The 14,814-nt window shown below is 71.8% G+C and carries 18 protein-coding genes; 11 read left to right on the top strand and 7 right to left on the bottom strand.

What is annotated here, in order from left to right; genetic code table 11:
• The first annotated feature begins 8 nt into the window (after positions 1–8).
• The gene (locus IF37_RS0107940) at positions 9–503 is read left to right on the top strand and encodes a cupin domain-containing protein (RefSeq protein WP_030738361.1); all 495 of its coding nucleotides are present in this window, start codon (positions 9–11) and stop codon (positions 501–503) included.
• A 78-nt stretch (positions 504–581) separates the two neighbouring features.
• Positions 582–941, top strand: coding sequence for a DoxX family protein (locus IF37_RS0107945; protein WP_030738363.1), 360 nt, complete (start codon positions 582–584; stop codon positions 939–941).
• 96 nt (positions 942–1,037) lie between these two features.
• Here the strand turns inward: IF37_RS0107945 and IF37_RS0107950 are convergent, their stop codons facing one another.
• Complete coding sequence (locus IF37_RS0107950) at positions 1,038–1,391, bottom strand: hypothetical protein (protein ID WP_030738366.1); 354 nt, start codon at positions 1,389–1,391, stop codon at positions 1,038–1,040.
• 212 nt (positions 1,392–1,603) lie between these two features.
• On the opposite strand from IF37_RS0107950, the gene IF37_RS0107955 reads away from it, so the two are divergent.
• Positions 1,604–2,275, top strand: a complete 672-nt coding sequence (locus tag IF37_RS0107955) for an adenosylcobinamide amidohydrolase (RefSeq protein WP_030738369.1) — start codon at positions 1,604–1,606, stop codon at positions 2,273–2,275.
• Positions 2,276–2,546: 271 nt separating this feature from the next.
• Here the strand turns inward: IF37_RS0107955 and IF37_RS0107960 are convergent, their stop codons facing one another.
• The gene (locus IF37_RS0107960) at positions 2,547–2,930 is read right to left on the bottom strand and encodes a VOC family protein (RefSeq protein ID WP_030738373.1); all 384 of its coding nucleotides are present in this window, start codon (positions 2,928–2,930) and stop codon (positions 2,547–2,549) included.
• 96 nt (positions 2,931–3,026) lie between these two features.
• Here IF37_RS0107960 and IF37_RS0107965 point away from each other — a divergent pair, with 96 nt between their 5' ends.
• Positions 3,027–3,446 (top strand): helix-turn-helix domain-containing protein, encoded by a 420-nt coding sequence (locus IF37_RS0107965; protein WP_037855949.1) that lies wholly within the window; start codon positions 3,027–3,029, stop codon positions 3,444–3,446.
• 454 nt (positions 3,447–3,900) lie between these two features.
• Entirely contained in the window at positions 3,901–4,584 is a 684-nt protein-coding gene (locus IF37_RS0107970; RefSeq protein WP_052845028.1) for a TMEM175 family protein, read from the top strand.
• 228 nt (positions 4,585–4,812) lie between these two features.
• Here the strand turns inward: IF37_RS0107970 and IF37_RS0107975 are convergent, their stop codons facing one another.
• Together IF37_RS0107975 and IF37_RS0107980 are read right to left on the bottom strand one after the other, a co-directional pair.
• Entirely contained in the window at positions 4,813–5,640 is an 828-nt protein-coding gene (locus IF37_RS0107975; protein WP_030738382.1) for an alpha/beta fold hydrolase, read from the bottom strand.
• A 240-nt stretch (positions 5,641–5,880) separates the two neighbouring features.
• Entirely contained in the window at positions 5,881–6,573 is a 693-nt protein-coding gene (locus IF37_RS0107980) for a ScbR family autoregulator-binding transcription factor (protein WP_367647054.1), read from the bottom strand.
• A gap of 121 nt (positions 6,574–6,694) precedes the next feature.
• Between IF37_RS0107980 and IF37_RS0107985 the strand changes: the two genes are divergently transcribed.
• Both IF37_RS0107985 and IF37_RS0107990 read left to right on the top strand, forming a co-directional pair.
• Positions 6,695–7,690, top strand: coding sequence for a ScbA/BarX family gamma-butyrolactone biosynthesis protein (locus IF37_RS0107985; RefSeq protein WP_030738387.1), 996 nt, complete (start codon positions 6,695–6,697; stop codon positions 7,688–7,690).
• A 245-nt stretch (positions 7,691–7,935) separates the two neighbouring features.
• The gene (locus tag IF37_RS0107990; protein ID WP_052845030.1) at positions 7,936–8,676 is read left to right on the top strand and encodes an HAD family phosphatase; all 741 of its coding nucleotides are present in this window, start codon (positions 7,936–7,938) and stop codon (positions 8,674–8,676) included.
• A 270-nt stretch (positions 8,677–8,946) separates the two neighbouring features.
• On the opposite strand, the gene IF37_RS0107995 is transcribed toward IF37_RS0107990, so the two are convergent.
• The 3 genes from IF37_RS0107995 to IF37_RS0108005 form a co-directional block, all read right to left on the bottom strand.
• A complete protein-coding gene (locus IF37_RS0107995) occupies positions 8,947–9,192 on the bottom strand; it encodes a DUF5133 domain-containing protein (RefSeq protein WP_030738393.1) in 246 nt (81 codons plus the stop codon).
• A 324-nt stretch (positions 9,193–9,516) separates the two neighbouring features.
• A complete protein-coding gene (locus IF37_RS0108000; protein WP_030738396.1) occupies positions 9,517–9,729 on the bottom strand; it encodes a helix-turn-helix domain-containing protein in 213 nt (70 codons plus the stop codon).
• Between the two features lie 107 nt (positions 9,730–9,836).
• Positions 9,837–10,127, bottom strand: coding sequence for a hypothetical protein (locus tag IF37_RS0108005; RefSeq protein WP_030738400.1), 291 nt, complete (start codon positions 10,125–10,127; stop codon positions 9,837–9,839).
• Between the two features lie 153 nt (positions 10,128–10,280).
• On the opposite strand from IF37_RS0108005, the gene IF37_RS0108010 reads away from it, so the two are divergent.
• The 4 genes from IF37_RS0108010 to IF37_RS0108025 all read left to right on the top strand — a co-directional run bounded on the left by IF37_RS0108010 (position 10,281) and on the right by IF37_RS0108025 (position 14,792).
• Positions 10,281–11,384, top strand: coding sequence for an APC family permease (locus IF37_RS0108010; protein ID WP_253915686.1), 1,104 nt, complete (start codon positions 10,281–10,283; stop codon positions 11,382–11,384).
• A 567-nt stretch (positions 11,385–11,951) separates the two neighbouring features.
• On the top strand, positions 11,952–12,776 hold the full coding sequence (locus IF37_RS0108015) for an ABC transporter permease (RefSeq protein ID WP_052845041.1): 825 nt from the start codon (positions 11,952–11,954) through the stop codon (positions 12,774–12,776).
• Between the two features lie 47 nt (positions 12,777–12,823).
• On the top strand, positions 12,824–13,876 hold the full coding sequence (locus tag IF37_RS0108020; RefSeq protein WP_030738408.1) for an ABC transporter substrate-binding protein: 1,053 nt from the start codon (positions 12,824–12,826) through the stop codon (positions 13,874–13,876).
• Between the two features lie 169 nt (positions 13,877–14,045).
• Positions 14,046–14,792 carry an ABC transporter ATP-binding protein gene (locus tag IF37_RS0108025; RefSeq protein ID WP_030738411.1) on the top strand — a complete coding sequence of 249 codons (747 nt, stop codon included), beginning with the start codon at positions 14,046–14,048 and terminating at the stop codon, positions 14,790–14,792.
• The last annotated feature ends 22 nt before the right edge of the window (positions 14,793–14,814 follow it).

Raw genomic sequence — 14,814 nt, forward strand, 5'->3', positions numbered from 1 at the left:
TCGTGAGCATGACCGAAGAAGCGAAGACCGGCGAGCCGCAGGCCCACCCCGCTGTATCGCTGACGGGTCCCGGCGATGGCGAGATGATCATTCTGGGCAGCACGCGCATGCGGGTCCTGGAGGACGGCAGCCACACCGGGCACCGCCTCGCGATCGCCGAGTCCGTTCTCGCCCCGCACACCCAGGGACCGCCGCAGCACCGCCACGCCCGACACGACGAGGGCTTCTACGTCCTGTCCGGAACCGTGCGATTCACCGTCGCAGACGAGGACTACGACGCCGTCACGGGCACCCTCGTGATGGTTCCGCCCGGTACCCCGCACACCTTCGCCAACCTGACCGACCAACCCGCCGTCATGCTCAGCACATTCACCCCCGACCGGTACGTGCAGTACTTCCGGGACCTCCGGGAACTACTCGCCGACGGCCGGCCGCTGACGCCACAGGCCAACGTCGACGCGATGAGCCGCTACGCGACCGAGCCCGCCACCGATCTCACCTGAAGCCGACGGGACCGCACGGCCCGGCAGGCAACGCAACCAGCGGGCCCTCGTCAACCGGCAGGCCCATGAACGGGAACCATGGACATCGCCTATTGGATCGTCGCGGGACCACTCGCCACCTTCTACGTCTACGCGGGCACGCTGAAGGTGATCCGCAGCCGAGATCAACTCCGACCGATGATGGCCTGGGTAGACCACATACCCTTGCCTGCCCTCAGAGCGCTGGGGACGGTCGAGATGCTCGGCGCGACCGGCCTGGTCCTCCCGCCGCTGACCGGCATCGCTCCCTCGCTGGTGCCCGCCGCGGCCATCGGCTTCGTACTCCTGCAGACCGGCGCGATCGCCGTCCACCCGAGGGGAGAAGACCGCCGGATCGCACTCAACGCCGGGCTCACCGTCACCGCGGCCGTGACCATCTGGCCGGCCACCCGGCTGTGATCGGGCCCAGTCCTCGCCGGGTGGATGATCACGCGACGGCGAGGGCCGTGTCCCTGTGGCCCTCGAACAGCACACGACAGGGTCCCGCGGTCCCGGTCAGGCCCGCTGCCGGGTGGCGCGGTAGGCGGCGATCAGCGCCGTGAGCTGGCGGTTGAATCCCTCGGCCTCCTGCAGGGCCGCGTCCGGCATCGGGTCGTCGTCGGAGTATCCGGGTGCGGGGTGTCCGGTGATGTGCTCGCACAGGGCGTCCAGGCGGTCCATCAGGGCGGCGCGGCGCGCCTGTTCCGGGCTCAGTGACCGCAGCCAGGCCAAGCGGTCCGCGGCCGTTCCCGGTCGCGGGGGCAGGTCCCGGCGGATGCCGTCGGCCCGTGCGGCGAGGGTCTTGCGCACCGGCAGGCGCAGCGCCGCGACCAGTGCGTCGGGAGGGGCTTCCAGCGGGGTCGTCGTCATATGCCCACGGTCGCAGGAGGCACTGACAACGGGGTGCGCGGCGGACCTGCGGTCAGCCGTCCGGGGCGCGTTCAGGGCGCAATCAGCCCAGTCCCCGGTCCCCGGTCCCGGGGTCGCAGCCGGCCCGGCCGCGCAGAGGACCCGGCGGCACTGAAGCCCGGGTGCGTGTGCGTACGATCACCGGGTTCCCGCACCACGAGGAGTCCAGCCCGGTGACCGTCATCCCGCCGCCCCGCCCCGTCGACAGCGCGCTGTCGGTACGGCGGCTGACCCGCGCCGAGGACGGCCGGCAGCTGCACGCCCTGCTCTGGCGGGCCGGCGCCGGCTGGCGGATGATCAGCAGTGCCGTCCTCGGCGGAGGCATCGGCGAGCGGACCTGGGTGCTGAACGCCCAGGTCGCCCACGGCTACCGCCGTACCGACCCCGAGCGGCACCTGGCCGACCTGGCCCACGGCGCCGGGGCGCACGGGCCGGGAGTCGGCCTGATGACGGCCGCCGACGTCCAGGCGTACGGCCACGCGCACGACGGCGGTGTCGAGGCGGTCGTCACCGCGGGGCTGGGGGTGCGCGGCTGGGCCGCCTCCCCGGCGCCGGGCACGGCCGGGCCGGCCGAGCCGGGCACGGTCAACATCGTCGTCGCGCTCCCCGTGGCGCTGACCGACGCCGCGCTGGTGAACGCGGTGACCACCGCCACGGAGGCCAAGGTGCAGGCGCTGCTCGACGCGGGGTACGACTGCTCCGGCACCCCCACCGACGCCGTCTGCGTCGCGGCTCGCACTCCGGTGGCCGGCGGCGAGACACACTCCTTCGCGGGCCCTCGCTCGCTGTGGGGCGCCCGTCTGGCCCGTGCGGTCCACGCGGCCGTACGCGCCGCCGCACAGTGACGGCCGGAAGGCGCCCGTCACGGCCCGAGACAGGTGACGCGGGAGGCGCCCGCACGGCCCCGACGGGTAACAGGGAAGGCACCCGTCGGCCCCGACGGGCGAGAGGGCCCGCACGGCCCCGAACGGGCGAGGGGGCCCGCACGGCCCCGAACGGGCGAGGGGGCCCGCACGGCCCCGAACGGGCGAGGGGGCCCGGCGGTGCGCTCCGCGGGTCCGGCGAACCGCGCGGCACGGAACACACGGTCCCGTGGCGGCCGGCCGCCTCGCCCGGTCACGGTGACGCGGGGAGGAGCCTGCGAACCAGTTCCTGGTCCCACTCCACGTACTCGATGCTCGCGCCGTCCGCGTGCCGGGCGTAGAGGAACCGTCCCGTCGGGCCGCCGGTCACCGGGGTGGTGAGGACGGCTCCGGCGGACTCCAGCGTGGCGCGCAGGGCGCCGAGGTCGTCGACGACGACGGTGGCCGAGGCATGACCGTATTTCGCGCGTTCCTCGGCCGGTCCGCCGATGACCAGGAAGTCACCGATGGCGGCGAGGCCGACCTTGTGGAACGCCAGCCGCAGATGAGGCTGTTCGCCGGTGAGCCGTTCCAGCAGGGGGAGCGCACCGTCGAGGTCGTCGGTCCACAGGCGGGCGTATGTCTTCAGGATGGTCATGACGGAACTCCCCACGGTCTCTTCCGGTTACTGGGAAACCGTAGGTGAGTATGCTCCGACCTGGAAGAACGCACTTCTCGGTGAGAGAGGCACCTGATGGAAACCGAGCGGACCGGGCGCGCGCCCGAGGACACGGACGTGACGCGCGCCGACTCCCTGGCACGCGAGATCTTCGCGGGGGTGGCCAACAAGTGGGCTCTGCTGATCATCAACGTCCTGGGATCGCGGACGCTGCGGTTCACCGAGGTGCGGACCGAGGTGGAGGGCATCAGCCACAAGATGCTCACGCAGACCCTGCGAGGGCTGGAGAGGGACGGAGTGGTGCACCGGACGGTGTACGCGACGGTGCCGCCCCGGGTGGACTACCGGCTCACCGAGGCGGGCCGGGCCCTGCGCGAGACGGTCAACGGCATGTGCGCCTGGACCCGCCGCCACCTGGACGAGATCGAGGCCGCGCGGCGCCGTTTCGATGAGCGGGAGCGGGACAAGGCGCGGGAGCAGAACCCCACGCGGTGAGCTACGGTCCCGCCCGGTGCCTGTGGTCCTGTGGTCCTGTGGTCCTGTGGTCCTGTGGTCCTGTGGTCCTGTGGTCCCGGGGCCCCGGGCGGCAGGGGTGTGGGCGCGGACAGACCACGCCCGGGGCACGGAGAGGCAAGCCGCCCCGCCCGTCGGGCTCTAACCTCGCGTGCGGGCCGGCGGTTTCCCCACGGCACACGCACCGGCGACGCCGCGACGCTGCCGTACCTTCGACGGGACGGCGTACCCCGGGGGCGGCCGTCCCGTCCCGGGGCGGACGAACCGGCCAGTGAGCGGCACCCGACGCCGCCGCGCGCACGCTCGCGGCGGCCGGGACGGCCGCACCGGGTGGTGGCCGGGCGGAACACCTCCGCCCCGATGCCGGCCCGGCGTACCGGCGACAGCTCGGCGGCCCACTTGTTCCCCGGTACCGGCAAGCACTTGAGGAGCCAGCGTGTCCCGCACCCGCCTCCACCGATTCTCCCGCTCCGACACCTCCCGCGCCGAGGCGTTCAGCGACGGCGTGCTGGCCATCGCGGTCACGCTGCTGGCCCTCGGTCTGGCCGACCCACCACACCGCCCGGGCGGTCTCGGCCACGCCCTGCTGGTCCAGTGGCCCTCCTACCTCGGCTACCTCGCGTCCTTCGGCTACGTCTCGGTGATCTGGCTCAACCACCACCAGGCCTTCGTCCGGATCAAGGTCATGGACCGGGGACTGCACGCCGCCAACCTGCTGTTGCTGTTCACCACGGCGGCGCTGTCGTTCCCCACGGCGGTGGTCGCGGACGCGCTCCAGGCCGACCCCGAGGGGGCGGACGCGCGGGTCGCCGTCGCGCTCTACGCCGGGCTGGCCGCCGCCATGTGCCTGAGCTGGGTCGCCTTCTACCACCAGCTCGCCCGGCGACCCGAGGTGCTGCAACCGGACGTGGAGGAGTCCTACGTACGGCACGGGCGGCTGCGTTCCTGGGCCGGCGCCCTCGCCTACGGCGCCGCCGGGCTCCTCGGCGCGTTCGTCGCACCCGTACTGGCCATCGCCGTCTTCGTCATCCTTCCCGTCTTCTACTTCGCCACCAGCGAAGGACTTCTCAAGGGACCCGACGGGGAACCGGCCGCCGCGGAGTCCGAACGGCAGGCGTGAGCCGCCCGCCGCTCCCGTCGCTACTCGCACCCGTCGCCGCCCACCCGCTCCCCGCGCGCCGGCGCCCGGCGCGCACTTCCCTCGCCTCGCGACTTCGCCCGGCGACCTCGCCCGGCGACTCCGGCACCACGAGTGTGCCGGCCCCGCACCCGGCTGATCACCACCGTGGCCTCCACCGCCCGTCGACGGGCGGTGGAGGCCACGGTGGTGTCGCGGACGCCGTGATCGTCACCTGCGCAGGAACTCGATCAGGTCCTTGTTGAACCTCTCCTTGTCGCCGGAGACCATCGCGATGCCGTGGGAGCCGCCCTCGTACACCTTCAGCTCGGCGTCCGCGATGATCTCGGCCGACTTGCGGCCGGTGGCGTCGATGGGGACGACCTGGTCGTCGTCACCGTGGACGACCAGGGTGGGGATGTCGAACTTCTTCAGGTCCTCGGTGAAGTCCGTGTAGGCGAAGGCGTCCACACAGCGCACGCCGCCCTCGATGGTCTGCGCCATGGCCATGTACCAGAAGGCGTCCTTGTTGCCCTGGGTGACCTTGTCGCCGGGGCGGTTGGCCGAGAAGAAGCCCTCCGCGGTGTCCTTCCAGAACTGCGAGCGCTCGTGCAGGATGCCGTTCTTGATCGAGTCGAACACGTCGTCCGGCACCCCCTCGGGGTTGGTGTCGGACTTGACCATCACCGGGGGAACGGCCGAGAGCAGTACCGCCGAGCGCAGCCGCCCGGTGCCGTGCCGGCCGATGTAGCGGGCCAGTTCGCCGCCGCCCATCGAGTGCGCCACCAGGGTGACGTCGTGCAGGTCGAGGTGGGTCAGCAGGTCGTTGAGGTCGTCGGCGAAGGTGTCGAAGTCGTAACCGTGCCAGACCGGCGTGGAGCGCCCGTGTCCGCGGCGGTCATGGGCGATGCCGCGGAAGCCGGCGTCCGCCACGGCCTTGAGCTGGTCCTGCCACGCGTCGCCGTTGAGCGGCCAGCCGTGGATGAACACGACGGGGCGTCCTTGACCCCAGTCCTTGTAGAAGATGTCCACGCCGTCACGGGTCGTGCATACGGGCATGCTCGGTCCTTCCGGTGGATGGCGGCGCACGCGCCGGGGGGACGCCGGGCACGTCGAACGCCCGCAGCTTTGCCGCCTGAGTTCAGCCCCTGTACGGCAGCATCACCCGTCCCGTCCGGGCCCACCACTCGAAGCGTCACGCGCCGTACCGGCCCAGGGCCCACCACACGAAGCGTCACGCCCGTACCGGCTGCGACCGCCTCGTCCGGCGAAGCGTGCACGACGCGGGCGGCGGGAGCGCTACGTGTCGATCCTCTCGGGTTCGTCCGGAGTGGGACTGGGCGGGGGCACACTCCCGTTCGGCACGGTGGCGGGGGAGTCGTCGGCGCACACGCGGGCGAGCAGACCGGCCGCGTCCGGCTGGGCCTGGAGGCTTTCGAGCAGCAGCAGCCACAGTTCGCGCAGCCGCTCTTCGATGTCGGCACGGCCGTCCAGGGCGTCGGAGACGGTGTGCAGGCCGAAGAAGGCGCAGACGATGCTGTGCGCGGCGGTGGCCGGCACGACACGGGGGGCCAGTTCGCCCTGGGAGCGCGCCTCCGTGAGGAGTTCGGTGACCACCTCGATCCAGCCCACGAACGGGGCGGGAAGGGGCGCCGGGATGGCTTTGCGTTCCATCCAGAGGCGGGAGCCGGCCCGGACGACGACATCGTCGCGGAAGGCGCGGGCGACCGTGAAACTGAGCGCGACCAGCTTTTCCAGGGCCGGACGACCGGCGGACCGATGGCGATCGATCATGCGCGGCCATGACGCGAAATGCTCTTCGATGACCGCGAGCGCGAGCTTTTCCTTGCTGGTGTAGTGGAAGTAGATGGCCCCGCTGGTGCGTCCGGCCAGTGCGCTGATGTCGCTGATGCTCGTTCCGGCATAACCGCGCTCATCGAACAAATGTGCCGCGGTTTCCAACAAGGTTTGCCGTGTCAATTTCGCCTGCACGCGTCGCAATCCGTTCCGAGATTGTCGTGTCCCTTTTGCTCGCACGCAATGTAACGCCTCGTCCCCGTCCGCGGAGCCGCTTCGATGTGCGGGACGCATTGAACTGCGGTGTGCTGAGGGCATGGTCGCTCGAAACGGTGGCACCGCCGGGCAGCCGCGGGCTCTGAGCTGGTCGCGTACGGTCCCCCGGGAACTGGTGCACCGTGTCTCGGTGGCGGAGGTCCTGCTCACCGATGTGCTCCGCATCGACGAGGTGACTTTCGCGGCGGCCGCGTGCTGGCCCCGGTCGCATCCGACTTTCCCGGTCGACCGTCCGGCCTCGCACCACCCGCTCATGGTGGCGGAGACATTGCGCCAACTCGGTATTTTCATTCCGCTGCGCTACTTCGGCGTGCCGGTCGACGCCCGCTTGCTCATCACCGATCTCTTCTTCGCCATCGAGCCGGAGGCCCAGCCCAGCGTCGGCCACGGGGCCACCGACGTCACCTGCCGGGTGCGGGTCACCGGATTGCGGACCGACGCGGACGGCGCCGCCACGGCGCTGCGGCTCCGGGCGCAATTCCTCGCGGACGGGGTGGTGTTCGCCGAGGCCGGGGGCGGTGCCCGGTTCCTCTCCTCCGGCCGGTACGCCGCCCTGCGCGGACCGTCGGCCGGCCCGGGGAAGCGGCCGGCGGGACTGCTCCGGCCCGATCCGGCGGCGCTCGGCGTGTCGCACACCCGGGACGTGGTCGTCGGGTTCGCCGACGGAGACGGTCACGCCCCGTCGAGCGGCACCGGCCATCCGCGTCGGGGGAGCGGTGGTCCGAGGCGGCAGCACCGCGGGATGGTGCTGGACTCGGCCGACCTCCGGCACCCGTTCTTCTTCGACCACCCGACCGACCACGTACCCGGCATGGTCCTGCTGGAGGCGGCGCGACAGGCCGCGGCGCTGGCGAGCGGCGGAACACTCCTGTGGCCGACCGGCGCCCGGCTGACGGCACTGCGTTTCACCGAGTTCACCCCGGCCGCGCGAATCGTCTGCGTTCCGCACCATCGCACATGTGTATTCCACTTCGACCAACTGGGCGAACGACGCGCTTTCGGTGTTCTGCGCTATCACTCACTCCACCGGGTGTAACTGCTCGTCACCTGTTGACTCTCTCGAGTAATGAAAACTAGCGTAACGATCGTTATGTTCCCTGGTGGACGGGTTCGTGCGGAGACTCACGGCGACCGCACGACCGAGTCCGCCCTGCCCGAAACCGCGATCGCCGACCGGTCCGCAGCCCCCCGACGGCGCTGCCCGGCCCCCGTGGCGCCCACCGCCCCGGCACACAGCGGACGCGCGTGACGCGCAGCCCCACGCCAACGGAGAGCACGCCCATGACGCTCCATCGCATCCTGTCCTGGACTCCGACCGCCGTCGTCTTCGACTGCGACGGCACCCTGATGGACACCGAACGCCACTGGATGGAAGCCCGCCAGTACACCTTCGACACGGCCGGGCTGGACGCCCCCGCCGGCTTCGCCGAACGCGCGAAGGGCCTGCACTACACGGAGTGCGGGCAGCTCATGGCCGACGAGACGGGCCACCCCGAGCTGGGCCCCGACCTCGCCGACACACTGCTCAAGCGCTTCCGGACACTGGTGCAGGAGCGTCCTGTGACCATGCCCGGCGCCCGGGAGATGGTGGAGGCGGCAGCGGCCTTCGCCCCCCTCGCCGTCGCCAGCAACTGCCCCCGTGAAGTGGTGGAGTCCTGCCTGGACAGCGCGGGCCTCCTGCGCTTCTTCCGCACGGTCGTCGTCCCGGACGACTCGCTCCGGCCCAAGCCGTACCCGGACGTCTATCTGACGGCCGCCAAGTACTGCGAAGCGTTTCCGGGCGAGACCATGGCGATCGAGGACACGCACTGCGGAATCCTCGCCGCCGTAAGGGCGGGTCTGCGCGTGGTGGGCGTGGGCCCCTGGCCGGGCGAGGAGACCGCCTCCCTGGTCGACCTGTGGGCCGAAACCCTGGCGGACCCGGAGATCACCGGCTGGGCCTCCAAGCGGCCGGCCGCGCGGACACCCGCACGGGCCATGCGCACCCCCTCCCAGGCCGGCCCCCGGTCCGCGGTCCGCTGAAGGGGCATGCTGCGGCCGGGCTCGGCGGCCATCCCGCTGCACGAACATCACCGGCGTGTACGCCTTCAGGCTCAACCCCGACTGAGGCGCGCTCACGACATCGATCGCGGCGTACACCATGACACTGCCGAGCACGGACGAGCTGCGGCGGATCGCCGAACGGATCGTCTACGAGATCAGCCACCCGGAAGGCGAATCCAGCACGCTCATACAGCGATTCAACAACAGCGCTGCCGGACCAGACAGCCCTGAACCGACGCCTGCTCCGGGTCAGGCAGCCAGGGGCTGGGTTGTCCCGGTGGCCGTACGGCGGTCCGCTCGCAGCTGTTCCAGGAGCGCGTCGGCGGCGCGGAGGGCCTCCTCCACCGACCGGGTGCCGGTCACCACGCACAGGGTGCGGGAGGCGTCCTCCAGTTCGCGGCCGGAGCGGCCGGTGGGCCGCAGGTCGTGACGGATGCGGGCGTCGGCGAAGCGGGCCAGTACCGCGCGCAGTTCCTTCTCCGCAGGCAGCAACACAGCGACAACCTCTCTCGAAAGGCGGACCGTTTCACCGGGCCCGTGGCGTCCGCGAGCGCGCACCCGCCGGGTGGCACCACGACCGGAAGCAGTGGAATACGTCTTCCAGCGGGTCGTCTGCCCGCAATGGATCACCCTATGCACGGTTCCTGCCGCGCCGGAGGACGAGACCGTACGGCTGGTCGTCCGCCGCACCCACGGTGCGCTGGTGTGTCCACATGCCGGTGTACCGGTGTACCGGTGTACCCGCGCACCGCCGTACCGAAGACCGGGCCGGGGTCCCATGACAACGTTCCGGCGCGGGCATGGGCTCCCGCGCGACCGTCAACGGGCCGGCTGAGCGGTGCCCGTACGGGCATCACCGCCCCGCGCCCTGAAAGGCACACCCGCTTCGCTGAGCACGCGGTGCACGAAGCCGTAGGACCGGCCGTGGGACTCGGCTATGGCGCGGATCGACCGCCCTTCGCCGTACTCCCTGGCGAAGGCTTCCGCCAGCTCCCGCCGCGCGCCACCTGTGATCCACTTACCCTTGTGCACGGTGATCTCCTCTCGATACGCCGAGACGTGATCTCCGATTGCCCGCGTTGCCGCCACCCATGTGGCCCAGCCGCCGAATCGTGACCGACGCTTCGCCACAAACCGCGTCACCCGTCCGGGTTGAGTTCCGCGTGCACCATGTCCACCAGCTCCTCGGCCGCGGGGGTGCCGGAGTCGCCGGGGACCTCGTAGTACCCGCCCAGGGTGGTGATGACGTCCTTCCGCGAGCCGTCGTACTCGTGGTGACGGTCCGACCGTTCCTCGGACGTCCCGGAGCCGGATACCTGCCACCACCACACCCTTCCCCGGATCTCGTCCTTCGTCAGGGGGCCGTCCAGGACGATGTCCCTGCCCTGGACCTTTGCGGTGATCCTGGCCGAGTTCGCGTCGGCAGTCATGCGCCTCTCTCCTCTCCCCCCAAGGGCATTCCCCGAGCGCCTCGTCCGCTCACACAGCGGCTACCCCGAAGCCGGCCCGTGAAGCCGGCCCGCGAAGCCGGACGGGGGCCCGTCCGGGACGGCGCGTGGTTCCCGGCAGGTGGGGGACACACAGTGCATGCCGTCAGCCGAGGAAACCACTACACGACCAAGGCGTTCGGCCCGTTCGCGGGTTTCATCGCCGGCTCCTGCATGCTCGCGGCCGGCATCGTCTCCGTCGCCGCGCTCGCCCGCGGGTTCGGCGGCGACTACCTGTCGGCCTTCGTCACCCTGCCCGTGGGCGCCGTGGTCGTGGTCTTCCTGCTGCTGCTCGCCGTGCTGAACGCACGGGGCATCGAGGAGTCGACGCGCGCCAACGTGGTCGCCACCGTGATCGAGGTCAGCGGCCTGCTGGTCATCGTCGTACTCGGCGCGTGGCTGCTGCTGCGGGGGGACGGCGGCCCCGGGCGGCTCATCCAGCTCGGCACGCCCGGGAAGAGTGCCGCAGGCGCGGTGCTCAGCGGCTCCGTCCTCGCCTACTACTCGTTCGTCGGCTTCGAGACGTCCGTGAACGTCGCCGAGGAGACCCGCGACCCCCGGCGCTCCTATCCGCGCGCGCTGTTCGGCGCGCTCGCCACCGCCGGAGCCGTCTACGTACTGGTCGGCATCGCCGCCTCCGCCGCCGTACCGACCGACCGTCTGGCCGCGTCGAGCGGGCCCCTGCTGGAGGTGGTCAAGGCAGCGGGCCAGGTGCCTCCCCGCCTGTTCAGCGCCATCGCCCTCGTCGCCGTCGCCAACGGCGCCCTCCTCACCGGCATCATGTCCTCGCGCCTCGCCTTCGGCATGGCCCGCGACGGACTGCTGCCCTCCGCACTGACCACCGTGCTGCCGGGGCGCCGCACCCCCTGGGTCGCGATCGCGGTCACCACGGCCCTGTCGTTGGTCCTGGCACTCACCGGAAGTGTCGCCACCCTGGCCTCGACCCTGGTGTTGCTGCTGCTCGTCGTCTTCCTCATGGTCAACGTCGCCGTGCTCGCCCTGCGCCACGACCCCGGTACCGCGGACCACTTCCGCACACCGACCGCCCTGCCCGTGCTGGGAGCGGTCTCCTGCGTCGTGCTGGCCACTCAGGTCGAAGCCCGGGTCTGGCGGCGCGGACTCGCGGTGCTCGGGGTGGGTGCCGCACTGGGCGCGATCAGCCGCCGCGCGGCCGGGAGGAAGCGCGCACGCCAGAGGTGACCGTGTGCACCGGCGACGACCCGGGACCGACGGACGAACGGACGAACGAACGGACAGACGCCGCCGGCCCGCCCAGCCGAGGACGGCGGGGGAGGGGCGCCCCCGGCCCTCGGCGGCGCCGTTGAGGCACCGCCATCCCAGCAGGTGAACGAGTGATTGTCCGGCGCGGCGGGCTGCTGTAGAAATGGGCCTCATGATGCACGAGCCGTTGGTACGACGCCTGGTCATCGACCTGTGCCGCCGTCCGGTCTCGTGCTGTCCCTGAACGCACGTCCTTGAAGGCGCGTCCCTGAACACGCATCCCTGTAGCACGTGCCTGAACGGACGTTCTCGAACGGACTTCTTCGAACGGACGTCCTTGACGCCGCCCTCGGCCGGTGACGTCCCCGACCGGCCGTCCGCACGCCCCTGTCCCGCCATGGGGCCGTTTCCCACGCTCTGACCGCCCGGCCCCGGCGCGGAGCCGTCCGCCGACGCCCGGCGGACGCCGCTCCGCCGGGCCCCGGCGTCCCCTGGAGGCCACCCGTGTCCACGACACCCCCTCTGCAAGAAGCGGAACCCGTCCCCATACCCGGCGGGGGACCGGCACGGCGCCGCCCCCGCGCACCGGGGCGGGTACGCCATGTCGCGCTGCCCCTCGGCTCGCTGGCGCTCTTCCTCGTCCTGTGGCAGTCGCTCGCGGCCGGCGGGACGTGGAGCGAGACACTGGTGCCGCCGCCGGCCAAGGTGTGGGACGCGTTCGTCGACGTGTCCACCACACACGACGGCGTACGCGGCTACAACGGCACCTACCTCATCGAACACCTGGGCATCAGCCTGCGCCGGATCGCGTCCGGAGCCGGACTCGGCATCGCCGCCGGAGTGCTCCTCGGGCTGCTCATGGGCACCGTCCGACCGCTGCGCTCGCTGTTCGAACCCTGGATCACCTTCCTGCGCACACTGCCACCGCTGGCGTACTTCTCACTGCTCGTCATCTGGCTGGGCATCAACGAGGAACCGAAGATCACCCTGCTCGCCGTGGCCGCCTTCCCACCGGTCGCCGTCTCCACCACCACGGCCGTGGCCGCCGTACCGAGGAGCCTGGTCGAGGCGGCCCGCGCGCTCGGTGCCTCACGGTGGGACGTCGTCAAGGACGTCGTCGTGCCGTCCGCCCTGCCGGAAACGCTCACCGGCGTCCGGCTGGCCGTCGGCGTGGCCTACTCCTCCCTGGTGGCCGCCGAACTGGTCAACGGACTGCCCGGCATCGGCGGCATGGTCAAGGACGCCGCCAACTACAACAACACCCCGGTCGTACTCGTCGGCATCATCGCCATCGGCATCTCCGGCCTGGTCATCGACGGCCTGCTGCTGCGGCTGGAACGCGCCGTCGTCCCCTGGCGCGGCCGCGCGTGAGCCCCGCACACCGAGCGAGAGTCCCCTTGCACAGAAACGGCCCCGCCATGTCGCGTGTCCCTCAGAACCCGTCCCGCCGCCTGCTCCTCGCCGGAGCCCTCGCCGCCGCCTCGGCAGCGCTCACCGGCTGCTCCTCCGACAGTGACGCGTCGTCGTCCGGCGGCGCCAAGCGGCTGCGCATCGGCTACTTCGCCTTCCCCAGCGGCGACCTCCTGGTGAAGAACCGGAAGCTGCTGGAGAAGGCGCTGCCGGACCACTCGATCACCTGGATCAAGTTCGACTCCGGCGCCGGCGTCAACCAGGCATTCCTCGGCAAGTCCCTGGACATCGCCGCCCTCGGTTCGAGCCCCTTCGCGCGGGGTGTGTCCGGGTCCTCTCCGATCCCGTACAAGGTCGCCTGGGTCCTGGACGTGGCGGGTGAAAACGAGGCGCTGGTGGCGCGCCGGAGCACCGGCATCTCCGATGTCGCCGGGCTCAGGGGGAAGACGGTCGCCACGCCGTTCGCCTCCACTTCGCACTACAGCCTGCTGGCGGCGCTCCGGACGGCCGGTCTGAAGAGTTCCGACGTCAGACTCGTCGACCTCCAGCCGCAGGCGATCCTCGCCGCCTGGCAGCGCGGCGACATGGACGCCGCCTACGTGTGGCTGCCCACCCTCGACGAGTTGCGCGAGACCGGCACCCAGCTCACCAGCAGCAAGCGGATCGGCGCCGCCGGCAAGCCGACACTGGACCTGGCCGTCGTATCGGACGAACTCATCGCCCGCGACCCGAAGGCGATCGACGCCTGGCGCAAGGCACAGGCACAGGCCCTGCGCCTGCTCAAGTCCGACCCCGACGGAGCGGTCCAGACGGTCGCCGCCGAACTGGGCATCAGCACCGCCGCCGCCAAGGCGCAGCTCGCCCAAGGGGTGTTCCTCACCCCGGAACAGGTGACGTCCGCCGACTGGCTGGGCACCGACGGCGCCCCCGGCAAGCTGCTGTCCTACGTCACCGACACGGGCCGCTTCCTGGCGGACCAGCGGCAGATCGACGCGGCGCCGACCGAGGACGCCGTACGCGAGGCGTTCTACCTGAAGGGGCTGCCCGATGTCCTCAAGTGAGACCACCGAGACCACCAAGACCACCCCGACCACCGAGACCACACAGACGACCGAGACCACCGGGCCCGCCTCTGACACCGACGCGCCTGACACCGACACGACCGGCTCCGACACGACCGGCTCCGACACGACCGGCTCCGGCGGGACCGGCGGGGAGCGGACCGGCGCCGTGCGGCTCCGGCAGGTCACACACCGGTACGGCGCCGTCACCGCCGTGGGCCCCGTCGATCTGACCGTCCCGGCAGGGGAGTTCCTCGTCCTGGTGGGCGCCTCCGGCTGCGGCAAGAGCACACTGCTCCGGCTGATCGCCGGCTTCGAGCAGCCCACCCACGGCTCCGTGCGGGTGTCCGGCGCCGCGCCCCGGCCCGGGCGGACGGCCGGGGTGGTGTTCCAGACACCGCGGCTGTTCCCCTGGCGGACGGTGGACGGCAACATCGACCTCGCCCTGCGGTACGCGGGCGTCGACCGGGCCCGACGGGCCGAGCGGCGGGCGCGGTTGCTGGCCCGCGTGGGCCTGGAGGGCACCGGCGGGCGACGCACCTGGGAGATCTCCGGCGGCCAGCGGCAGCGCGTCGCCATCGCGCGGGCACTCGCCGCCGAGCATCCGCTCCTGCTGCTCGACGAGCCCTTCGCGGCACTGGACGCGCTGACCCGGGAACGGCTCCAGGAGGATGTGCGCCGGGTGGCCGCGCAGACCGGACGGACCACCGTGTTCGTGACGCACTCGGCGGACGAGGCGGTGTTCCTCGGCTCGCGCATCGTGGTGCTCACCAAGGGCCCGGGCACCGTCGCCCTGGACCTGCCGATCCCGCTGCCGCGCGGCGATGTGGACGCCGGGGAACTGCGCGAGTCCCGCGAGTTCGGCGAGCTGCGCGCCCGCGTGGCGCACGCCGTGAAGGCCGCGGCGGCGGCCTGACCGCCGTACCCCTGAGCCCGTC

Origin of the sequence: Streptomyces sp. NRRL S-31 (genome assembly GCF_000718775.1) — a bacterium.
In the GTDB taxonomy this organism is placed as follows: domain Bacteria; phylum Actinomycetota; class Actinomycetes; order Streptomycetales; family Streptomycetaceae; genus Streptomyces.